22 protein-coding genes are annotated in these 22,696 nt (G+C 51.9%); 19 read left to right on the top strand and 3 right to left on the bottom strand.

All coding sequences use genetic code 11. The features are described 5' to 3' along the window. The first annotated feature begins 2 nt into the window (after positions 1-2). The 7 genes from ccmE to HXZ99_RS08855 all read left to right on the top strand — a co-directional run bounded on the left by ccmE (position 3) and on the right by HXZ99_RS08855 (position 6,761). Complete coding sequence (ccmE, locus tag HXZ99_RS08885) at positions 3-533, top strand: cytochrome c maturation protein CcmE (protein WP_194756936.1); 531 nt, start codon at positions 3-5, stop codon at positions 531-533. Continuing rightward, entirely contained in the window at positions 523-2,508 is a 1,986-nt protein-coding gene (locus HXZ99_RS08880) for a heme lyase CcmF/NrfE family subunit (protein ID WP_194757030.1), read from the top strand. Before ccmE ends, HXZ99_RS08880 begins: the two co-directional genes overlap by 11 nt. Further along, entirely contained in the window at positions 2,505-3,095 is a 591-nt protein-coding gene (locus HXZ99_RS08875; RefSeq protein ID WP_194756935.1) for a DsbE family thiol:disulfide interchange protein, read from the top strand. Before HXZ99_RS08880 ends, HXZ99_RS08875 begins: the two co-directional genes overlap by 4 nt. Then, a complete protein-coding gene (locus HXZ99_RS08870) occupies positions 3,092-3,604 on the top strand; it encodes a cytochrome c-type biogenesis protein (protein WP_228517850.1) in 513 nt (170 codons plus the stop codon). The genes HXZ99_RS08875 and HXZ99_RS08870 overlap by 4 nt, the downstream gene beginning before the upstream one ends. Then, complete coding sequence (ccmI, locus tag HXZ99_RS08865; RefSeq protein ID WP_194756934.1) at positions 3,604-4,806, top strand: c-type cytochrome biogenesis protein CcmI; 1,203 nt, start codon at positions 3,604-3,606, stop codon at positions 4,804-4,806. Before HXZ99_RS08870 ends, ccmI begins: the two co-directional genes overlap by 1 nt. Before the next feature lie 59 nt (positions 4,807-4,865). Next, positions 4,866-5,657 (top strand): MlaA family lipoprotein, encoded by a 792-nt coding sequence (locus HXZ99_RS08860; RefSeq protein WP_331458486.1) that lies wholly within the window; start codon positions 4,866-4,868, stop codon positions 5,655-5,657. 129 nt (positions 5,658-5,786) lie between these two features. Beyond that, positions 5,787-6,761, top strand: a complete 975-nt coding sequence (locus tag HXZ99_RS08855) for a response regulator (protein WP_194756932.1) — start codon at positions 5,787-5,789, stop codon at positions 6,759-6,761. Positions 6,762-6,836: 75 nt separating this feature from the next. Here HXZ99_RS08855 and galU read toward each other — a convergent pair whose 3' ends face one another. After that, complete coding sequence (galU, locus tag HXZ99_RS08850) at positions 6,837-7,742, bottom strand: UTP--glucose-1-phosphate uridylyltransferase GalU (protein WP_194756931.1); 906 nt, start codon at positions 7,740-7,742, stop codon at positions 6,837-6,839. A 1,179-nt stretch (positions 7,743-8,921) separates the two neighbouring features. Here galU and HXZ99_RS08845 point away from each other — a divergent pair. Further along, a complete protein-coding gene (locus HXZ99_RS08845; protein WP_194756930.1) occupies positions 8,922-9,296 on the top strand; it encodes a DUF6170 family protein in 375 nt (124 codons plus the stop codon). Between the two features lie 180 nt (positions 9,297-9,476). Here HXZ99_RS08845 and cmoB read toward each other — a convergent pair whose 3' ends face one another. Next, positions 9,477-10,454: a tRNA 5-methoxyuridine(34)/uridine 5-oxyacetic acid(34) synthase CmoB gene (gene cmoB / locus HXZ99_RS08840; protein WP_194757028.1), complete on the bottom strand. Its 978-nt coding sequence runs from the start codon at positions 10,452-10,454 to the stop codon at positions 9,477-9,479. 16 nt (positions 10,455-10,470) lie between these two features. Continuing rightward, a complete protein-coding gene (cmoA, locus tag HXZ99_RS08835) occupies positions 10,471-11,223 on the bottom strand; it encodes a carboxy-S-adenosyl-L-methionine synthase CmoA (RefSeq protein ID WP_194756929.1) in 753 nt (250 codons plus the stop codon). A 216-nt stretch (positions 11,224-11,439) separates the two neighbouring features. On the opposite strand from cmoA, the gene HXZ99_RS08830 reads away from it, so the two are divergent. The 11 genes from HXZ99_RS08830 to tolB all read left to right on the top strand — a co-directional run bounded on the left by HXZ99_RS08830 (position 11,440) and on the right by tolB (position 22,676). Next, positions 11,440-13,116, top strand: coding sequence for a diguanylate cyclase domain-containing protein (locus HXZ99_RS08830; protein WP_194756928.1), 1,677 nt, complete (start codon positions 11,440-11,442; stop codon positions 13,114-13,116). A gap of 86 nt (positions 13,117-13,202) precedes the next feature. Further along, on the top strand, positions 13,203-14,954 hold the full coding sequence (gene aspS / locus HXZ99_RS08825; RefSeq protein WP_194756927.1) for an aspartate--tRNA ligase: 1,752 nt from the start codon (positions 13,203-13,205) through the stop codon (positions 14,952-14,954). A 55-nt stretch (positions 14,955-15,009) separates the two neighbouring features. Further along, positions 15,010-15,747 carry a YebC/PmpR family DNA-binding transcriptional regulator gene (locus HXZ99_RS08820; protein ID WP_194756926.1) on the top strand — a complete coding sequence of 246 codons (738 nt, stop codon included), beginning with the start codon at positions 15,010-15,012 and terminating at the stop codon, positions 15,745-15,747. 6 nt (positions 15,748-15,753) lie between these two features. Continuing rightward, complete coding sequence (gene ruvC, locus HXZ99_RS08815) at positions 15,754-16,254, top strand: crossover junction endodeoxyribonuclease RuvC (RefSeq protein WP_194756925.1); 501 nt, start codon at positions 15,754-15,756, stop codon at positions 16,252-16,254. Between the two features lie 46 nt (positions 16,255-16,300). Next, positions 16,301-16,924, top strand: a complete 624-nt coding sequence (gene ruvA, locus HXZ99_RS08810; RefSeq protein ID WP_194756924.1) for a Holliday junction branch migration protein RuvA — start codon at positions 16,301-16,303, stop codon at positions 16,922-16,924. A 15-nt stretch (positions 16,925-16,939) separates the two neighbouring features. Then, positions 16,940-17,953: a Holliday junction branch migration DNA helicase RuvB gene (gene ruvB, locus HXZ99_RS08805; RefSeq protein WP_194756923.1), complete on the top strand. Its 1,014-nt coding sequence runs from the start codon at positions 16,940-16,942 to the stop codon at positions 17,951-17,953. A gap of 905 nt (positions 17,954-18,858) precedes the next feature. Beyond that, a complete protein-coding gene (gene ybgC / locus HXZ99_RS08800; RefSeq protein ID WP_228517848.1) occupies positions 18,859-19,263 on the top strand; it encodes a tol-pal system-associated acyl-CoA thioesterase in 405 nt (134 codons plus the stop codon). Beyond that, entirely contained in the window at positions 19,253-19,972 is a 720-nt protein-coding gene (gene tolQ / locus HXZ99_RS08795; protein WP_194756921.1) for a protein TolQ, read from the top strand. Before ybgC ends, tolQ begins: the two co-directional genes overlap by 11 nt. Positions 19,973-19,974: 2 nt before the next feature. Then, complete coding sequence (gene tolR / locus HXZ99_RS08790) at positions 19,975-20,403, top strand: protein TolR (protein ID WP_194756920.1); 429 nt, start codon at positions 19,975-19,977, stop codon at positions 20,401-20,403. A gap of 8 nt (positions 20,404-20,411) precedes the next feature. Then, positions 20,412-21,311, top strand: coding sequence for a cell envelope integrity protein TolA (gene tolA / locus HXZ99_RS08785; protein ID WP_194756919.1), 900 nt, complete (start codon positions 20,412-20,414; stop codon positions 21,309-21,311). 12 nt (positions 21,312-21,323) lie between these two features. Beyond that, positions 21,324-22,676: a Tol-Pal system beta propeller repeat protein TolB gene (gene tolB / locus HXZ99_RS08780; RefSeq protein ID WP_194756918.1), complete on the top strand. Its 1,353-nt coding sequence runs from the start codon at positions 21,324-21,326 to the stop codon at positions 22,674-22,676. The last annotated feature ends 20 nt before the right edge of the window (positions 22,677-22,696 follow it).

The following is a 22,696-nucleotide window of genomic DNA, read 5'->3' as shown; positions in this document are numbered from 1 at the left end:
ACATGAACCCAAGACGTAAAAAGCGGTTAATCATGACAGGTGGAATTCTGGCCGGCTTTGCTTTGGCAACCGGTCTGGTGTTGTATGCACTATCACAGAATATCGACTTGTTTTACACGCCAACGGAGATAGTGGAAGGAAAGGGTAGCGATAAAACCTTGCCTGAAGTCGGTCAGCGCCTGCGTATCGGTGGCTTAGTTGTGCCGGGCTCAGTGCGGCGCGAAGGCAGCGGCCTATCGGTTGCCTTTAATCTGGTCGATGTCGGTCCCGCTGAGGTAACGGTGGAATATGAAGGCATCCTTCCGGATCTATTCCGTGAAGGGCAGGGCATTGTGGCGCAAGGTACCTTAGTGGCGCCTAATCGTATTAAAGCCAGCCAAGTACTGGCGCGTCACGATGAAGAATATATGCCCCCGGCGCTCGCTGAAGCCTTAAAAGGCATTCAGCATGTACCGCCGTCACAATGGCAAGTTGAAGACGACGAAAATACAAACGAAGACGATGAGTCTTCAGGCGGTTACTATGATCGCTGAGTTTGGTCATTTTGCATTAGCACTCGCCTTCGCCTTTTCCGCGCTCCTTGCGGTGGTGCCTTTGGTCGGTGTGGCGCGCGGGCATGGTGGACAAATGGCGCTAGGCCGTCCACTCACCTACGGCATGTTCGTATTTACACTTATTTCCTACATTGCCCTAACCTGGGGCTTTATCGTTAACGATTTTAGTATCAATTATGTCGCAAGTAACTCGTCGTCGGTGACGCCCTTAATCTACCGCATCACCGCGGTGTGGGGCTCTCACGAAGGCTCGTTCTTGTTGTGGATGTTGGTACAAGCAGGTTGGGCAGCGGCGTTAGCGAAATTCTCGAGCCGCTTGCCGTTGGTATTTGCCGCCCGGGTACTCGCCGTGATGGGTATGATTGGCGTGGGCTTTTATCTGTTTATGCTGCTCACGTCCAATCCATTTGATCGCACCATCCCGCTAATTCCGGTAGACGGACGCGATTTGAATCCATTGTTGCAAGATCCCGGCATGATCATTCACCCGCCATTGCTCTACATGGGCTATGTCGGTATGTCGGTAGCCTTTGCCTTTGCCATCGCCGCATTGCTTGGCGGTCGCTTGGATTCTGCTTGGGCGCGCTGGTCGCGGCCATGGACACTGGCTGCCTGGATTTTCCTCACATTAGGCATCATGGTCGGCAGTTGGTGGGCCTATTATGAACTTGGTTGGGGAGGCTGGTGGTTCTGGGATCCGGTGGAGAACGCGAGCTTTATGCCATGGCTTGTCGGTACCGCACTCATTCACTCGCTGGCAGTGACAGAGAAGCGCGGTACCTTTAAATCCTGGACCGTACTTTTGGCGATTTCCGCCTTTAGCTTAAGCCTATTGGGTACCTTTTTGGTGCGCTCAGGCGTATTGGTATCGGTGCATGCTTTCGCATCCGATCCAACCCGTGGCGCCTTCTTGCTTGGCTTCTTAGGGGTGGTGATTACCGGCTCGCTGTTGCTGTATGCAATTCGTGCAGCCAAAGTGCAAAGCCATAGCCGTTATGAGCTGTATTCCCGTGAAGTATTATTGCTCGGCAATAACCTTCTGTTGGTCACCGCAACCATTGTGGTTCTGGTGGGCACCTTGTTGCCGCTGGTTTATCAGCAATTGGGCATGGGCAATATTTCTATCGGAGAACCTTTCTTCGATTTAATTTTCATGTGGTTAACCATTCCTTTCGCCTTGATTCTTGGGTTAGGGCCACTCACACGCTGGCGCCGGCATAAGTTTAGTGACTTAACGCGCACTGTGCTGGTTGGTATGGGCGTGGCGGTTATCTTAGCCTTCTTGCTTCCTTGGATTTTCGCCAGCGAAGTACACGGCTTAGCAGTGCTCGGTTTGGTGTTAGCGTTTTGGATTCTTAGTGCCACCGTCGCCGAGCTTAAAATGCGCGTGGCGAGCCGAGAGCATAAACTTCCAGCATTGATTAAGTTGGGGCGCAGCCACTGGGGTATGGTGCTTGGCCACGTTGGCTTTGCCGTGATGATTATTGGCGTGGCTTTGGTGCAAAACTACGAAGTAGAGCGCACTGTGCGGATGGCGCCTGGCGATACCTTTAGTCAAAGTGGATACACCTTTGAGTTTGTCGAAATGACAGAACGAGAGGGGCCGAACTTCCTGAGCGACACCGCCTACTTCCAGATTACACGGGAAAGCAGTGGACGGGTGCTTGGCAACATTACTTCGGAGAAACGCTTCTATACCATACAGCGTCAGATACAAACCCAAACCGGGCTGCAAGTGAACCCATGGCGGGACCTCTATGTGGCGATGGGTGAAGAGCTATCCGATGGAAGCTGGGCTGTGCGCATTCACTACAAACCCTTTGTACGCTGGATTTGGGCAGGGGCCATAATTATGTCGGTGGGCGGCTTGTTATCCATGACTGATAAACGCTATCGTATTCGCCGGCGCTTACAGGCCGAGCGGAAACGGGAAATTGCGGAGGAGCGCTCATGAATAGCAAAGTTCGCATGCTGATATTACTGACGCCTTTGGTCGCATTTTTGGCGTTGTCCGTGTTCCTGTTTCGAGGCTTGTGGTCGGATCCAACCCATTTAGAATCGGCATTAGTAGGACGCACGGTACCTCAGTTCGAGTTGCCTGATTTGTACCAGCCTGATGTTACCCATGATAACGCCATTATTGGGTCGCGGCCGCTGTTAATTAATGTGTGGGCCACCTGGTGTCCTACCTGCTATGCCGAGCATACATTCTTAAATCAGCTGCTGGCCGATGAACAGGTGTATATTATTGGTCTTAACTATAAAGACGATTCTCGGGGGGCCGCAGTACGTTGGTTGCAAGATTTAGGCGACCCCTATCAAATTAACTTGTTTGATGAAACCGGTTTGCTCGCCCTCGACCTTGGGGTCTATGGCGCGCCCGAAACCTTTGTGGTGGATCAAGATGGCGTCATTCGCTATCGCCACGTAGGTGACCTCAATGAGCGCGTGTGGCGACAGCGGGTTGGCCCTATTTACTATCAGGCGATGCAAGAGGCGGGGCTTGAAATCCCTGAGCACCGTCGGGAGCTATTGCCATGAACCGTTTAATGGTGATGTTGAGCAGCATGCTGTTTGCGTTGGTGTTAGCGGCTGCGTTAAGCCCGCCCACTCACGCGGCCGGTGAATATTATGCGTTTGAAACAGCAGAGCAGGAACGCCGTTTTACGCAACTTACCGGTGAATTGCGCTGCCCCAAATGTCAGAATCAGAGCATTGCTGATTCCGATGCTCCGTTGGCACAAGATATGCGGCAACGGGTGTATCAGATGATTATGGAAGGGCAAAGTAACGCCGAAATTATCGAGTTTATGAAAGTACGCTACGGTGATTTTGTGCACTACCGTCCGCCAGTAAACCGCAATACGCTAGTGCTGTGGTTTGGACCATTTGCGGTGTTATTGATTGGTATTATCGCTGTGGTGGTGCATGTCCGTGGCAAGCGTCAGGGAAATGCAGAGCTGACCGACGAGGAGCAAGCACGCTTGGCTGCATTTGAAGCTGAGCAGGCGCAACGAGATGAATTAGAGAAGAAGGAGCAAGATCGCTAATGTGGTATCTATTGATCGCACTCCTGTTGGCTTTTGCATTGGTGTTCTTGTGGTTGGCTCGTCGCCAGCAGTGGGAAACCTGGACCATTATTCAAGCCAACAAAGAAGTTTATGAGAGTCGCTTGCAAGAGCTGCAAGAGGATTTAGAGCAAGGGGTTATTTCCGATAAAGAGCTGTTGTTGGCCAAGCAAGAGCTGCAAAAAACCTTTGTCACTGAGATCGACAACCCGGATGAACTGGTACAAGCCAAACCTGCCAATATTTGGGTGTTGGGCCTGATTTTGGTTCTGCTTGCCGGCGGTGTGTATGTTATCGATGGCTCGTGGAAACAACAGCAGCAAGCGGATCGTGCTTGGGACTCATTGCCTCAGCTTAGCGATTGGCTGCTTGGCGACGATAGCGCCGCACCACAAAACGAAGATGATTTGTGGGAATACGCCTTGGGTTTGCGGCAACGTCTGGCAAACGAACCGGAAGAGAACGCGTGGACGCTTTATGGACGCATGATGATGCAGTTGCAGCAGTTAGAGCAGGCACTGGAAGCTTTTGCGCGCTCTCATCGTATGAATCCAAATAATATTAGTAACCTGACTGTGTATAGTCAGGCGCTGATTTTCTCAGGTACCGATCGCGATTTAGCCATGGCAAATCGTTATTTAGGCCGCGTACTAGAACAAGACAACCGCAATGTGGAAGCATTCGGGCTGTTAGGCGTGGTGCATTTTGAGAGGGCGGATTACGAGCGCGCTGTGGCAGCGTGGGATATGGCGTTGATGATGATGGATGAACGTGATCCCCGTTATGCCAGTATTCAAAACTCGCTGCAGCAAGCACAGGATCGCCTCGATGGTACCGTCATGACATTGACCGTCACCATTGATATCTCCGAAACGCTGCGCAACGAGATGCCGTGGACGGCCAACTTGTTTGTTTTTGTGCGTGACCCAGATGGCGGCAGTGCGCCCATCGCGGTGACGCGACAACGCGTGACTGATTTTCCGGTGACGGTGACCCTCACCGACGACGATATGATGCTCGAAGGTGCTAGTTTATCGAATGCGTCCAGTTGGTTGGTGGGCGCACGGTTAACCACCGGCGATACCATGGAGCGTCGCAGTGGTGATTTTGAGGCGCGACCGCGTCTACTTGAACGTGAAACCGGTCAGCAAGTTCGCATTGTTCTTACGGAGTTAATTCCATGATACAAGGGCCCAGTAACGTGCTTCGTAACGGAATACGCTTCACGCTAGGTCTTTGCCTTGTGAGTATCTTACTAGGCTGTGCGAGCAAACCTGCCGAAGAAGAAAACGAGTTTGATTTTACCGATGAGCGTGATCCCTTCGAGGATGTGAATCGCGTCATGTGGGATTTTAATCGCGACGTTCTCGATAAGTATGTTGCCTTGCCCTTGGCCAATGCTTATGAAAATGTGCCCGCGCCAACGCGTCGCGGCTTGTACAATATGACCGAAAATATTCTTGAGCCCGCCTCGGTGGTGAACAATAGTTTGCAGGGCAAAGGCAAGGCGTCGGCCAAAAGCTTTGGTCGTTTCCTGATAAACAGCACCTTTGGCGTGTTTGGATTTTTTGATGTGGCCAGCAAAATGGGTGTTGGCTCAGAAAAAGAATCCTTTGGTGAAACCTTGGCGGTGTATGGCGCCCCGGATGGACCCTATTTGATGTTGCCAGGCGTGGGGCCTACGGTTGTGCTTGATCGCGGCGGCGATTTCGTCGACGACTATATTTGGCCGATGTCATTTATGAGCTTCCCATTAACGCTCACGCGCTACGCTATTCGTGGCCTAGAGCAGCGCATTGAGCTTAAGCAGCTCGAGCCGATGCTGGAAAATGCGATTGATGAATATAGCTTCGTCCGTGAAGCCTATTTCTCCGTATGGTTAGATAAGGTGTATGACGGTGATCCACCCGCCCAAGATGATTGGAACGATTGGGATGAATGGGATGATTGGGATAATGACTGGGACCCGGGCGTACCTACCGCCTATCGTTTAGATTTATCCGCCTATCAGAAAAAGAGCATGGCCGCTCAGTAAAGCGCGAATGTGAAGATTGATTAAAAAGCCGACAATTTGTCGGCTTTTTACGTTTTATTGTCTGTCCATGATTGACGGTTTCCTGTTTGTGAACAATGCTCAAAGGAGCAGTCCGCTTGGAGTACCCTTATGAGCAGAAAGATCCTCATCATCGAAGACGACCCCATCTATAGCGACTTGTTGAATCAATATTTAACGGGTCGGGGATTTGTGACGTCTATTGCAACTAGCGGAAACCAAGCGCTCGACCTAATGCACGAGGTGCATCCCCATGTCGTCCTCTGTGATTTAAATCTTCCCGATATTTCCGGATTGAAGGTACTTGAAAAAATCCTTGTGGAGCCCGACGCAGCCCCTGTCATTGTTATTTCTGCGTCGGATGATATGAAAGATATCCGTGAAGCGGTGCGGTTGGGTGCGGTGGATTATTTAGTGAAGCCAGTGAAGCAATTAGATGTGTTGGAATACGCCATTGAAAACTGTTTAACTCGGGCGTCTCTGGAAGATTCATTTGAGCACGAACGCTGGGAGCTAGATGATCACCTTGATGTGCTCTTTCAGGATAATGCCGTGGTAGAACGGCTCACCCAAGATTTGGTGCCTCACGATTTTCTTAATGTCGGCAAGTTTCAAATCAAGCACAAGCTTGGGGTGGATGATGGCGAGAAAGTATGGATTGATTACTACCGCTTACCTAACGAAAAGGTCGTAATGATTCTGGCCCATGCGAATGCCCTCAGTGGACAAGATGTGGTGTCGTTGTTGGTGCTGAAATCTTTGTTTAATCCTTTTTTGCGTGCGGCGATGTCAGAAGAGCACAATGTGTTGATGTATCCCCATCATTTGCTGGCGCGGCTGAATACCGAGCTGTGTCACTCTCGGATTCGTTCTGCCTTTGATATGACAGCCGTGTGGCTTGATGCGGCGACGGGCGATGTGCTCTGGTGTCAGGCGGGGGATAAAATCATGCTCAGCCATGACGGCAAACCTGATTTGGCACTCGGGATCTGGAACAATGCGAGTTACCGGGTGCATCAAGCCAACATTGCAAATGAGCCATTTTATATGGCGTGCTTAAACTCCCACGTAAAGGCATGGGCTTAATCTGTAAAGCGCATTTTCAGTCGAAGCTGGAGCAATATCGTGATTGCGCCAAGGCTTCGACCGAAATCTGTTTGTTTAGCGCTGAGCAAGCCACTCTTTAAAGGCGTTGCCTAGCTCAGGGTGACGTTCACCGTAAGCGACAATGGTCTGCAAATAACCTAATTTATTACCACAATCATGGCTGCGCCCTTCCATGTAGTAGGCGTTCACGGGCTCTTGGTTCAATAGCATGGCCATGGCGTCCGTTAATTGAATCTCGTTACCTGCGCCCGGTGGTGTTCTTTCTAGCAGTGGCCACAGGTTCGCGGAAAATACATAGCGGCCTACCACTGCGAGGTTAGAAGGCGCCTCGCTCACTTTTGGTTTTTCGACCAGTGCTTTAATCGGTGTTTGTTCACGCGGTTTAAGTTGCACGCCGTCTAAATCGGCAACACCATATTGATCGACACGTTCTTGCGGCACCTGCTCGAGCATCACTTGGCTTGCTCCTGAGCTTTCGAAATTGCGGATCATCTCTGCTAAATTTTCACGCTGGGCATCGTGGGTGTATTCGTCAATCAATACATCCGGTAGTACTACCGCAAAAGGTTCTGAACCAACAACTGCGCGACCACACAATACCGCATGACCAAGGCCTTTCGCCACGCCTTGACGCACGGCGGTAATGGTCATGCCGGGTGGACAAATGGCACGTACCTCATCAAGCAACTTTTGTTTATTGCGCTCAGCCAGTGTTGATTCCAATTCATAGTTCACATCAAAATGATTTTCGATGGCACCTTTACTGGCGTGGGTCACCAAAACAATCTCGGTAATGCCAGCTGCCGCGCATTCGTTCACGATGTATTGAATCAGCGGCTTATCCACGAGGGGCAACATTTCCTTGGCAATCGCCTTCGTGGCCGGCAGCATGCGCGTACCTAAGCCTGCCACCGGAATAATCGCTTTGGTGACACGGCCATGAGGGTATGAGTTCGTCATTTGAGATCCTTTTCATCGTTCCAATAAAAACCAAATACCTATCTTAAACCAAATCCCTCCCGTAACCAACGCACAGGCCCCCTGTAGCCAACGCACCGCATTGGTCCAACTCCGAGCGTTGCCCACGGCCCCCGGCGGTCAGGCAGATATTCAGCAACTTGCGGGACGCCGTGAATACATCCATGTAGGCTTGGGCGCGGCATCCATGCCGCGCACACCCGCCAGCCGCTGAACATCTCCCTCACCGCTGCAACCGATGCACTACATTGCCCAGAACCCCGGTAGCCAACGCATCGCGTTGGTCAAACCCCGAGCGCCGCCCAGGCACCTGTAGCCAACGCACCGCGTTGGTCCAACCCCGAGCGTTGCCCAGAACCCCGGCGGTCAGGCAGATATTCAGCAACTTGCGGGACGCCGTGAATACATCCATGTAGGCTTGGGCGCGGCATCCATGCCGCGCACACCCGCCAGCCGCTGAACATCTCCCTCACCGCTGCAACCGATGCACTACATTGCCCAGAACCCTCGGTAGCCAACGCACCGCGTTGGTCCAACCCCGAGCGCTGCCCAGGGCCCCCGGCGGTCAGGCAGATATTCAGCAACTTGCGGGACGCCGTGAATACATCCCTGTAGGCTTGGGCGCGGCATCCATGCCGCGCACACCCGCTAGCCGCTAAACATCTCCCTCACCGCTGCAACCAACGCACCGCGTTGGTCCAACCCCGAGCGCCGCCCAGGCACCTGTAGCCAACGCACCGCGTTGGTCAAACCCCGAGCGCTGCCCGCGGCCCCCGGCGGTCAGGCAGATGTTCAGCAACTTGCGGGACGCCGTGAATACATCCATGTAGGCTTGGGCGCGGCATCCATGCCGCGCACACCCGCTAGCCGCTGAACATCTCCCTCACCGCTGCAACCGATGCACCGCGTTGGTCCAACCCCGAGCGTTGCCCGCGGCCCCCGGCGGTCAGGCAGATACTCAGCAACTTGCGGGACGCCGTGGATACATCCATGTAGACTTGGGCGCGGCATCCATGCCGCGCACACCCGCCAGCCGCTGAACATCTCCCTCAACGCTGTAGCCAACGCACCGCGTTGGGGTGGAATTCACCGTTTCGTGTTACACTTATTGCCATAAATATGATTATTTTCATCAACTAATACGCAGCAAAGTGAGGATGCATGATCTACTTTTCATCTCGTAAAATAGAAGCCTTGCAAGCATATTCACCCACCGAGCGGGTGGCCATTATCCATCGCGCCACTCAAATGATGCCTTTTGAACGCAAGGCATTTGGTAATACGCTTAAAGTGATTATCCTCGTCGCCTTATTTTGGTCGGTGTTGTATGTGCCAGGTACGGGATGGAAATTATTAGCGATTTTATTACTAGGTTTGCTATATCGCGTTGCTGTGTTACCCGTCAATCTTACGTTAGCTGTGCCGTTTATCCCGCAAGCGATCGCCAAACATGAGGCATCCAAAGCGGCGGGTCGTGACGAGCCGGGCAGCGACAGCGGCGGTCACGATTCCGGTGGCGATAATCAAGGTCACTAGCCAACCCGTTTGAGAATATGCAGTAATGAGCTTTATGATTACGTTTACGTAAGCGTAAACTTTAGAAGCAAACGCATTGTGTTGGTCGGGGGAGCGGTCGAGGTGGATTTAATCCAACGCGATGCGTTGGCTACTCCACACCGAGTTCCACCCCTGGGGCGGAACTCTTAGGCGGAACGCTTAGGGTTTTTCGGCGATGAGCACGGCCCGTTTCGGGGCGGGGTAGCCTTCGATGGTGCGGGTGATGTCGTTCGGGTCGAGGAAATCGGCAAGCGATTGATTTTCCATCCAGTCGGTGCGGCGCTGCTCGTCAAGTGAGGTCGTATTCTCGTCAACAATGCGTACGTTTTTCATGCCTAGACGCTCTGCCCAATGGCTTAATGCGGCCGATGATGGAATAAACCATACATTGGGCATTTGCGCATAGCGTTCGCCGGGCACTAACACCTGGTTTACGTCGCCGTCTATCACTAAGGTTTCGATCACTAGCTCGCCGCCGGGGCGCAACTGATCGATACATTGCTGCAAAAAATCTATGGGCGAGCGGCGGTGATAAAGCACGCCCATGCTAAACACGGTGTCGAACGCCGCAAGTTTGGGCATGTGCTCAATGCCGAGCGGAAGTAATTCGATGTTACGGGCAATGGACTCGGGTACAAAGCGCCGTATCGCTCGAAACTGCATGACAAATAAATGGCTCGGGTCGATGCCGACCACTAAATCGGCGTTAGCGCCGAGCATGCGCCACATGTGATAGCCACTGCCACAGCCAATATCCAACACGCGCCGCCCTGTTAGTGGGGTAAGATGTGGCGCTACCCGATCCCATTTCCAATCAGAGCGCCACTCAGTATCAATCTGCACGCCAAACACATCAAAAGGGCCTTTTCGCCATGGTTTGAGCTGCTGGAGTAGTCCGTGTAAACGCGCTCGCTCAGAGTCGCTCGCCTCATCGACGTGACCCAATTGTACTTGTGTCGCTAAATCAAGCTGTGTTGCTGTGAGTGCGGGTAACTGGTCGATTAAACGTTCCCACTTACGACTATCACCATGTTGGCGCCGGGATTCCCATTGTTGTAATGCCCCAGGCAAGGTTTCGAGCCAATGGGCAAGCGGCGTTTCTGTAAGGCGTGCAAAAAAGGGATAGTAGGCTTGCATACCGCGAGCCGTGGGCTTATTCGAGCTCATTCGTGGTCCCTTTTATGGCAATCCATGAGGTGAAATTAAAACAGCGGAACCAGGCCTGAACGGTGGTGAATCCGGCAGCGCGCAGTCGAGCTTCATGCTCTTCAGGGGTATCAAGGCGCATGACATGTTCAAGGGCTGCACGCTTTTGGCTGATCTCTAAATCGCTATAGCCATTTTCTCGTTTAAATTCATGGTGTAAATCAATTAATAACTCATCCGCAACTGGGTCTTGGTGAGTAATCTTTTCCGATAATACAAGCATTCCTCCCGGAAGAAGTGCATTGTATAACTTATGGAGTAGTTCGTTTCTTTGCTCTCGGTCAATAAATTGAAGTGTAAAATTGAGTACGATAAGCGAGCATGCTTGAAAATTGTAGTCTAGAATATCAGCAACTTGCACATCAATTGGGATAGCGCCGCGGTACGCATTTACATGACTTTGGCAGCGCTCAACCATAGCCGCGGAGCTGTCTAAAGCAGTAATATGAACGCCAGACACAGAGCATTGTTGCTTGATTGATAAGCTCACGGCTCCTAATGAACAACCGAGATCGTAAATACGCGTATTTTCCTGCGCGTAGCGATTCGCGAGACGACCAATGGTGTTTACAATGGTCGCATAGCCCGGTACAGAGCGGTTTATCATGTCTGGAAATACGCTCGCAACTTGCGCGTCAAAGGCAAAATCACTTACTTGGGTAAGTGGTGTGGCGTAAATGGAATCCCGTTGCTTTGTCATGGACGTACTGAGTACCTATTTCGTGTGTAGCAGTGAGAAGCACTGCGAATGATGTTAGGAATGAATGAATTGTACCTTATAGAAGCAAGCCGAACCAGAATCGAGCGCGCGCAAACACATGCCTTTTTAAGGTGGGTGTTGCTATGCGTTGTATTTCTGATCTCAGGCTTCGCTGTTGCACAGGAAGAATCGTCTACCGCTAGTGGGCAGCCAAACATGCTTTATGTATGTTCTGACGACGCCATCCGCAACATAAATGCGCCGCTGGCGGCGTGGGTGATCGGTACCGAGATTGCCGCGGAATTTGAGGCCATCAGTCGGTTACCCAATCTCAGCGTTCGCTTATTTAGCGATGAAGATAAACTGCATGAGGCTATTGAATCCCGCGAACTGATGGCGTGGGTGTGCGACGCTAGCGTCGCGCAACGCCATATAGGTCCGGTATTTGAGTTGGAGATTGATCTCGCCCGTCCGCTAAACGCGGGTCCTCGTGTCGGGTTTTATTCGCGAGATGGCACCCTCACGTTACGCAGCGATGAAGCCGATTTATTGGATCAGATGGAACCATTGATTATTGGTCTTCCCGCCGATTCATCACCGGTTATTTATCGTAATCAGCAAGGTCAGGTGTCGGGGTTAGATGCCGACGTGATGGATAAACTGGCACGGCGGCTAGGACTACCCTACCGTTGGCAAGAGTGTGGAAGCTGGACCGAGTGCGTGGATGCATTGCAGCAGGGCAGTATTGATAGCCTTACGTTTTTCACACCGACGCAAGCGCGTATGCAATTTAGCACGTTTACGGTGCCTTATTGGGATGTGCCTTGGGCTGTGGTTGGAACCGAAAGCATGCGGCGCGTGCGTAGTTTTGGTGATTTAGTTGGCTTGCGCGTAGCCGTGGTAGAAAGTTACAGCATTGTCGATGAGTTAGAACAAATAAATCAAATGGACCTGATTACCGTGGGTTCTGCCGAGGAAGCGTTCTCGGCGCTACTCGATGGTGATGTTGATCTGTACCTCGATTCACTCCCGTTGTTGATTGGCCGCACCCGCGAGCAACACTTATCCCATTTGCGCTTATCGGTATTGCGTGAGGAGGAAGGGGATGCGGTCAGTATTGGTGTCCGCCGCGAGCTAGGCGCATTGATTCCGCTGCTCGACCGGGCCATTTTGTCGATGTCAGATGTGGATAAGGCGACGATCTCACAGCGTTGGTTTGATCCGCAGTATGAGCGCGGCATAGCGCCGGAGCAGCTGCGTAAGTGGGGTGGTGTTGCTCTCCTGGGTATTATTTTCATTGGCGCTGGCGCTGCTTTATGGCTGCAACACATGCGTAAAGAAGTGCATCGGCGCCGTCTGAGAGAGCAAGAAGCGCGCTATCGGGCGCTCCACGATGAGCTTACACAGCTACCTAACCGCGCCAGTATTCAAGAAAGCATTCGTTCGGCGTTAGTCACGCACAAAAATTTAGAGCAGAAATTTGCACTCATGTTTATCGATTTAGATGGCTTTAAACGGGTCAATGATGAAGAGGGGCATGATGTTGGCGATGAACTGCTTATCGCGGTATCACAACGCCTGCAACGGGTGATACGCAAATCGGATGTTGTCGCACGCTACGGCGGTGATGAGTTTGTTATTTTACTCAGCAATATTGAAAACCCAGAACAGGCAAAACAAGTGGGTGAAAAAATACTTCGGCGCATTGCCGAACCCTATAAACTCACTGGGACGGGTGGCGCATTAGACGCAAAAATTGGCGCAAGCATTGGCATCGCAGTATTTCCGGAACATGGGGACACCCTCGATGATTTAATCAAAGCCGCTGATGATGCAATGTACGATGTGAAAGAATTGGGCAAACATGGTGTGTCCTTGGCTTCGCTAAATTAGGCGAGAAGCGGTTACAACGGGTGACTTTTTGCCACGCTCTCCTTTATACTGTGCGCCTTTCTTTTGGAACACGGAATTTAGGTAGCATGCGTAGTCACTATTGCGGACAAGTCACAGAACAGGAACTCGGTAACACAGTCAGTGTGGCCGGCTGGGTACATAAAAGACGCGATTTGGGCGGGTTAATTTTCGTCGATATGCGCGATCGTACCGGGCTACTGCAAGTGGTCTTTGATCCTGATTTTGAAGCGATGTTTACCGAAGCCAACAAGCTCCGTCAGGAATTCTGCATCCAGATTCAAGGCGAAGTGCGCGCCCGCCCCGAAGGGCAAGTGAATGAGCGCATGGCCACTGGCAAAGTGGAGCTGCTCGCCAAAGAAATCACTATTCTCAATCGCTCGGCGCCACTTCCAATCGATTACAACCAACAAGTAAGCGAAGAGCAACGTCTGCGTTATCGCTATCTCGATTTGCGTCGTCCTGATATGAACGAAAAGATCCAGTTTCGTGCGCGGGTGGCAAGCGCCGTACGTCGCTATATGGACAGCCACGGATTCCTCGACATTGAAACACCTATGCTGACCCGTGCTACGCCGGAAGGCGCCCGCGATTACTTGGTGCCAAGCCGCACGCACAAAGGTAAATTCTTCGCGCTTCCGCAAAGCCCCCAGCTGTTCAAACAGTTGTTAATGATGTCAGGCTTTGACCGTTACTATCAGATCGTAAAATGTTTCCGCGACGAAGATTTACGTGCAGATCGCCAGCCTGAATTTACCCAAATTGATATTGAAACCACCTTTATGTCAGCCGAGCAGGTACGCGAGCTGACCGAAGGTTTGGTGCGTTCGTTGTTCCAAGAACTGATGAACGTGGATTTGGGCAACTTCCCCGTGATGGCATATAGCGAAGCTATGCGCCGCTTTGGGTCTGATAAGCCAGATTTGCGCAATCCGCTGGAATTGGTGGATATTGCTGATTTAGTAAAAGACATCGAATTTAAAGTGTTCTCGGGCCCTGCCAATGACGCCAAAGGGCGCGTGGCTGTGATTAAGGTACCCGGTGGCGCATCCTTAAGCCGTAAACAAATCGATGACTACACCAATTTTGTCGGCATCTACGGGGCCAAAGGCTTGGCCTGGATGAAGGTGAACGATCGCGCCGCGGGTATAGATGGCCTGCAATCACCGGTGTTGAAGTTTTTCCCAGAAGACGTAGTACATGCGGTATTGGATCGCGTCGAAGCGGCCGATGGCGATATCTTATTGTTTGGCGCAGACAAGGCAACCGTGGTTTCTGAAGCCTTAGGGGCGCTACGCTTGAAGCTGGGGCAAGATTTCAATTTGGTGGCTGAAGGTTGGAAGCCATTATGGGTGGTTGATTTCCCCATGTTTGAAGATACCGATGAAGGGTTCTTTGCGCTCCATCATCCGTTCACCGCTCCCATTGGCGTGAACGCGCAAGCGCTGCAACAGGACCCAGCAGCCGCACTGTCGAATGCCTATGACATGGTACTGAACGGCGTTGAAGTGGGTGGCGGCTCGGTGCGTATCCACGATAATGAAATGCAGCAAGTGGTGTTTGAAATTCTCGGGATTGGCCACGAAGAAGCGCAAGAGAAATTCGGTTTCTTGTTAGATGCCCTTAAATTTGGTGCACCACCCCATGCGGGATTGGCATTCGGCCTCGATCGTTTGGTTATGCTGATGGTCGGCGCAAGCTCAATTCGTGATGTCATCGCGTTCCCGAAAACCACCACGGCGCAATGTCCGTTAACAGACGCGCCTGGTTATGCGAATCCGGCCGCCTTGGCTGAACTGAACATTCAAGTGAAAGAATAAAGCCGCGCGCAAAGAGCGCGGCACTTTTGCACGAAATATCGAGAGGAAGCTATTTATGGCAGGTCACTCGAAATGGGCCAACATTAAACACCGTAAAGCCGCGCAAGATGCTAAGCGCGGCAAAATTTTCACCAAGCTAATTCGGGAAATCACCGTGTCGTCACGCACCGGCGCCGCCGATCCTGAAACCAATCCGCGCCTTCGGGCAGCGATTGATAAAGCCTTATCCAACAACATGAAACGGGACACTATCGACACTGCGATTAAACGAGGCGCGGGTCAGCTCGATGGCGATAACGTGGAAGAAATCACCTATGAAGGCTACGGGCCCGGTGGTGTGGCTATCATGCTTGAATGTATGTCTGATAATCGCAATCGCACGGTGTCAGATGTGCGCCATGCGTTTAGCAAATGTGGTGGTAACTTAGGCACCGATGGCAGCGTTGCTTATTTATTTAGTAAGCGTGGGGCGCTGAGTTTCGCCCCCGGCGTGAGTGAAGATGAGCTGATGGAAGCAGCGTTAGAGGCGGGCGCCGAAGATGTGGTGGGTTACGCTGATGAATCTTTTGATGTATTTACCACCCCAGAGAATTTTGGCGCGGTGAAAGATGCGCTCGATCAGGCGGGTTTTGCCGCCGATAATGCAGAAGTGACGCAGGTACCAGCCACCAAAGCCGAAGTAGATGACGACACCGCAAAAACCGTGGTAAAACTGATCGATATGCTCGATGATTTAGATGACGTACAAAACGTCTATCATAATGCTGAGCTTCCTGATTCAGCTTGGGACTAACAATTTATGACGCGAATCATTTTGGGTATCGACCCCGGCAGCCGAATTACCGGCTATGGGGTGATTCAGCAGGATGGCTCGCGTTTAAGCTATCTAGGCAGTGGCTGTATTAAGCTGGCGCGGGCCGGAGGCTCGACGTCCATTACCTTGGCCACGCGCTTGAAAATGATTCACGATGGCGTGAGCGAACTTATTCAGCAGTTCCATCCAACCGACTTTGCTATCGAACAAGTGTTTATGGCTCGCAATCCCGATTCGGCATTAAAGCTGGGGCAGGCGCGGGGCGCTGCTATCGTGGCCGCTGCAGTGGCGGGACTGGCGGTAGAAGAGTACGCGGCGCGGGCGGTGAAGCAGGCGGTTGTGGGTACCGGCGGTGCCGATAAAGAGCAGGTGCAGCACATGGTAAAGCAACTGCTTAAGTTACCTCGTATGCCGCAAGCGGACGCTGCCGATGCGCTGGCCGTTGCGATTTGTCATGCGCACAATACAGGTGTGCAGTGGCGATAGTTTCGCTATGATAAACATAGACCAATAACAACAACGGGATTTTACTGTGATAGGACGCTTGCACGGCACTATTGTAGCCAAACACGCACCTGAGTTGCTGCTCGACGTAAACGGGGTGGGCTATGAAGTGCACTTGCCCATGACATGTTTTTACGACCTTCCTGAGATTGGCGCGTCCGTTACCTTATGGACACATTTTGTGGTGCGCGAAGATGCCCAATTGTTGTTTGGTTTTAATAATGCCGATGAGCGTGCGTTGTTTCGCTTGTTAATTAAAGCGCAAGGCGTTGGCCCGAAGATGGCACTGGGCATTATGTCGGGTATGAGTGCCAACCAGTTTATTCAGTCGGTGCGTCAGGGCGATTTAACCACCTTGGTGAAGATTCCCGGTGTTGGCAAAAAAACCGCAGAACGTTTGTTGGTTGAAATGAGAGATCGCCTCAAAGATTTCACCGGTGCTGATTTTGATACCGGCGGATTAAAAGGCACGGCGCCGTATATAAACGACATTGAGCGCACGCCTGCTGCTAGTGCTCGAGACGAAGCGATGAGCGCGTTGTTGGCACTCGGCTATAAAGAAAATCAGGCCACTAAAGTAGTGAAGCAGGTTGCAACTGATGCCATGAGCGCGGAAGATATGATTCGTGCTGCCTTAAAAGCCATGATGTAAATTCAGGAATAAACCATGATTGAAGCGGATCGTATGATGCCAGAACGTCCTGTCCAAGCGAAAGCCACTGGAGAGGATGAAGTCATCGATCGTGCCATTCGCCCGAAGCGGCTTGCCGACTACACCGGTCAGGCACACGTGGTGGAGCAATTAGAAATTTATATCGAAGCGGCCCGTGGGCGCGACGATGCCCTTGATCATGTACTTATTTTCGGCCCGCCCGGCTTGGGTAAAACCACGTTGGCAAATATTGTAGCCAACGAAATGGGTGTGGGCATTAAAACCACATCAGGGCCTGTGTTAGAGAAAGCCGGTGATTTGGCGGCCCTGCTAACGAACCTAGAACCGCATGATGTGTTGTTTATTGATGAAATACATCGTCTGAGCCCCGTGGTGGAAGAAGTGCTCTATCCAGCCATGGAAGATTATCAGCTCGATATTATGATCGGCGAAGGGCCAGCAGCGCGCTCGATTAAGCTTGATTTACCGCCGTTTACCTTAGTGGGTGCCACCACGCGTGCGGGAGCGCTCACCTCGCCACTCCGTGATCGCTTTGGCATTGTCCAGCGTCTCGAGTTTTATTCGGTGGATGAACTCACTACTATTGTGCGTCGCTCCGCGGCTTTTTTAACGATGGAATTAGCCGACGATGGTGCCCGTGAAGTAGCCGCTCGTTCGCGAGGAACGCCCCGTATTGCCAATCGTTTGTTGCGCCGAGTGCGTGATTTCGCGCAAGTAAAATCAAGCGGTCCAATTACCGCTGAGGTTGCAGCAGCCGCGCTGGATATGGTCGACGTCGACAAAGCCGGCTTCGATTATATGGATCGCAAACTACTCAGAGCGATTATCGAGAAATTTATGGGTGGCCCCGTGGGTCTAGAAAACCTGGCCGCTGCTATTGGTGAAGAAAAAGATACCATTGAAGATGTGCTCGAACCCTACCTAATCCAACAAGGCTTTATTCAACGCACCCCGCGCGGACGTATTGCCACCCCCCATGCCTACACCCATTTCGGCCTGAAACCGTAGCCAACGCAACGCAATGGTTCGTTGCCGCATGCGGACACGGGGTCAGGAATGCCACCGCGCGGGACGCTGCAAGTACATCCCTGTAAGCTTGGGCGCGGCATCCATGCCGCGCACACCCGCTCGGCACCATGTCCTAATCCCGTATCCCATCGCTAACGCACCGCGATGGTTCGTTGCCGTATGCGCACACGGGATCAGGAATGTCACCACGCGCTGCGTAAATGAAACGCAAAAAAAAGCCCACTCAAGGATGAGTGGGCGAAGTTGTAACAACAACAAGGAGGAAGTTAAATCCAGGAACTACCGATGAAAAAGATGTTTATCCGTTCATCTGTTTCACCGTATTAAGGAAAGCGACAATCGATCCTTAAAACTGGTTGTCAGAGCGTTGCCCTGAACATGGGGCGTATTATAGGGGTTATCCGACCAGTCTCAAGCGAGAAAAACTGCCATTTCGCATTAGAAAAAATAATGTGTTAAAAGTTTGTATAGAATAAAAAACAAACAACTTTTCTTTAACAAATCCCTCTAACTCTTTTAATTTCGCTATTTTTGTAATTCTTCTGTAATTTTTAAAGATTAAAAAAAGTCTGGTGAAACTCTTCTGCTAGGATAATGTCATAGCGTCGATATTGCACCATTTATAGAACAGAGTTCCGCCCTAGGGGTGGAACGGGTTTCGCGGGGTGTAAAACGGGACGAAAACAGAGTTATACCCCAGGGGCGGAACTGTTGTAGCCCATGCGGAGCGGCGTTTTTTTGAGTTTTGAAAAGGGACGAAAACAGAGTTTCACCCCAGGGGCGGAATTGTTTAACGCATTCGTGGCGTGGGCTCTTTAATTTGTGCGCGTAACTGCGATATAGTACGTTGCTGTTGCAACCAATGGCTCATAGGGGGAGTGAGGTTGGTGGATTTTTCTTGGCCCGTTCGTGTGTATTACGAAGATACGGACGCAGGCGGTATTGTCTACTACGCCAATTACCTGAAGTTCTGTGAGCGAGCGCGCACGGAATGGCTTCGTGCAGCGGGTGTGGAGCAAGATATATGGTTGCAGCAAGGGATTGGTTTCGTGGTACGTCATGTGGCCCTAGATCTGCAGGCGCCGGCACGGTTTAACGATACCCTGACCGTCACGGTGGAACCAAAACGAATCCGTCGCGCCTCTATTGAGTGCCAGCAACAAGTTTTTAATGCCGCGGGCGAGCTTTTATGTGTAGCTGATGTAAAAGCCGCCTGTGTGAATTTACATACGATGAAGCCGGTGGCGATCCCCGGTCCAATTCTAGAGGTTATCGGACGTGGAAGCTGAATTATCCTTTTTTGATTTATTTTTAGAAGCCAGTTTGGTTGTACAGCTGGTTATGATTCTGCTCGTGCTGATGTCAATTTTGTCATGGGCACTGATCTTCCAACGTCGCAAAGTATTGCAACAAGCGGAACAAGAAGCGCATAAGTTCGAGGAGCGTTTCTGGTCGGGTGTCGATTTAGCCAAGTTATACAAAGAAGTAAGTGCCAAAGGTAAGAAAATCCAAGGCACCGAACATTTATTTCACTCTGGCTTTCGTGAATTTGCGCGCCTGCGTCAGGTACGAAATGCCGACGGTGTGATGGTGATGGCCGGTACTCAACGGGCGATGCGGGTAGCTCACTCGCGAGAAATGGATCGCTTGGAAACCCATTTATCGGTGCTCGCTACCATCGGTTCAATCAGTCCTTATGTGGGCCTGTTTGGTACGGTTTGGGGGATTATGAACGCCTTTATCGCCCTTGGCTCGGTGCAGCAAGCTACACTGCAAATGGTCGCTCCAGGTATTGCCGAGGCATTGGTTGCAACGGCGATGGGTCTCTTTGCAGCGATTCCAGCGGTTATTGCATACAACAAATTCTCTGCGCAAGTGGGTTCTATCGACGGCAACTACATTAACTTTGCCGAAGAGTTTACGTCGATTTTGCAGCGCCAGACCATGGGCGGCACCGCGGCGACCAATAGCCCGTTATCGCAGGGGCAGGAGGCCTAATCATGGAGGCCTTTATCCAGCGCCGCAAGCGCAAAGCCATGTCAGAGATGAACGTTGTACCTTATATCGACGTCATGCTGGTGCTGTTAATTATCTTTATGGTGGCCGCCCCGCTGATCACTCAGGGTGTGGATGTGGAGCTGCCGCGGGCTGATGCGGAACCTTTGCCCGACGATAACCGTCAACCGTTAGTAGCAACGGTTGATCGCGAGGGTAACTATTTTTTGAATATGGGTGACAATCAGGATGCGCCAATGTCAGCGGTCGATTTGGCAACCTTGGTGGCAGCCCATTTGCAGTTGGATCCAGAAACACCTGTGGTAGTGCGCGGTGATGGTCAAGTGGCCTATGCGCAAGTGGTCCAACTCATGGTATTATTGCAGCGAGCGGGAGCCCCGAAAGTGGGCTTGATGACGCAGCCGCCGGAGTAATGAAACAGATGAAGAACGTGGTAAAAGCAGGAGCCATTCCTTGGCAGCCCATCGGTTATTCGGTCGGGCTGCACGTGGTGATCGGGGCGCTGCTTTTGGTCAGTATGGAATTTACGCCGGCAACAGATACCTTGGCGCAGCCTGAGTTTGCGGCGCCGGAAGTGGATATTGTTGAGGCGGTAGCGGTAGACGAGAGCCGGCTACAAGAGCAAGTGCAACGGTTGCAGCAACAACGCGATGCAGAGCGCCGTGCCGAAGAGCAGCGTGTTGCCGATATTGAACGGCGTGCTCGAGAAGCGGAACAGCAGCGGCAGCGAGAGCAGCAGCGTGCGCGGGAACTGCAGGCGCAGCGCGAGCAGCAAGAGCGTGATCGTCAGCAAGCGGAACAGCAAACGCAACGGGCACGTGAAGAAGCCGCGCAAGCTGAACGTCAACGCCAAGAAGCAGCTGAGCGGCTAGAGCGTCAGCGTGAGCAAGAACGTCAGGCGGAAGCGGAACGTCAGCGTCGCGAAGAAGAGCGGCAACGGCAGGAACAAGAAGCGCGCGAGCGCGCTGAGCGAGAGCGGCAGATCCAAGAGCGTCTTGAACGCGAGCAAGCGGAGCGGGCTCGGGTGCGGCAACAACGCGTGATGACCGAAGTGGAGCGCTATCAAGCACTCATTCGGGCCACGGTGCAGCGCCACTGGATTACCAGTTCAAGTATGCGCGGGCAGTCTTGTGTATTGACTATTAGTTTGGCGCGCGATGGCTTTGTAACTAATGTTCAGGCCGGCGATGGCGACCGCGCGGTATGTGATTCAGCACGGGCTGCGGTAATGCGGGCCGGTAATTTGCCGATGTCAGATGACCCTGATGTGGCAGCACAGTTTAGAAGTTTTACGATGCGGTTCGAACCGCGTTTTGATTAAATTGGAGTGATGATGAAACGTTTACTCGCAGGATTATTAGTGTGGATGGCCGCGTTTACTGCGTTTGGCCAAGGCTCGACGTTAGAGATCGTGATCACTGAAGGTCAGGATCGTGCCCGCCCACTGGCGATTGTACCGTTTCAATGGCTAGGCGAAGGGGAAAGACCCTATGACTTCGCAGAAGTGATCGCCGCCGACTTAACCCGAAGCGGTCAGTTTAGCCCGCTTGCGCGCAATCAGTTGCCGGCAACACCGGGCAAGGATACCGAAATTGCTGATTACAGTCGCTGGGCCCGGTTGGGAGTAGAGGCGGTATTGGTCGGTGAAGTGAGCCCATTGTCGGGTAATCGCTTTCAAGTGACCTATGAGTTAATTGACCCGTTGCGCGGTCAAATTACCGGCGGCACAGCGCAAGCCATGGTGGATGGTGAGTTGATTAATAGCAACGACCATATTATTGAAGGGCGTAGCTCGGTGGTGAGCCCGAATCAATTTCGCCAGTATGCCCATCGCATCTCGGATGTGGTTTACGAAGCATTAACCGGTGAGCGAGGCGCATTTTTAACCCGCATCGCCTATGTTTATATTGATTGGGATGCGGAAAACCCGTATCACCTCATGGTTTCCGATTACGACGGGTATAACGAACGTGTGTTATTGCGCTCGCCAGAGCCGTTGATGTCGCCTACGTGGTCTCCTGATGGCAACAAAGTGGCCTATGTTAGCTTTGAGAATGGTCGTCCGGAAATATTTATTCAGGATATTTACACCACCCAGCGTGAGAAACTAACATCATTCCCAGGCATTAATGGTTCGCCAGCTTGGTCGCCGGATGGTACAAAAATGGCCATGGTATTATCGAAAGATGGTGCCCCAGATATCTATGTCATGGATATCGCCAGTCGTCGTTTAACCAAAGTAACCGACCATTGGCGCATCGATACAGAACCGAGCTGGACGCCGGATGGAAAATCTTTAGTGTTTACCTCAGAAAGAGGTGGTCGCGCGCAAGTGTATCGCGTAGATTTAGACACAAAGCGAGTAAATCGAATTACCTTCGAGGGGGAATCTAACCTCGGAGGAAACGTAACGCCCGATGGGAACGGAATTGTGGTGGTTCACCGAGCGGGTGGTTTATTCCACATTGCTCGTCAGGACTTCCCCCGTGGGAATTTACAGGTGTTGACGCAGACTAGCTTGGATGAGTCTCCGAGCATTGCACCAAATGGCAGTATGATCATCTACAGCACAACGTACCGAGATCGTCAGGTCTTGGCATTAGTGTCGATGGATGGACGGTTCCGGGCGCGCCTACCTGCACGCGAAGGCGAAGTGAAAGCGCCGGCCTGGTCACCGTTTCTCTGATGATTTAAAACATGTTAGTT

Origin of the sequence: Aliidiomarina indica (genome assembly GCF_015354615.1) — a bacterium.
In the GTDB taxonomy this organism is placed as follows: Bacteria; Pseudomonadota; Gammaproteobacteria; order Enterobacterales; family Alteromonadaceae; genus Aliidiomarina; species Aliidiomarina indica.
The sequence above is the reverse complement of the archived record's forward strand: the minus strand, read 5'-3'. Positions and strand labels throughout refer to the sequence as shown.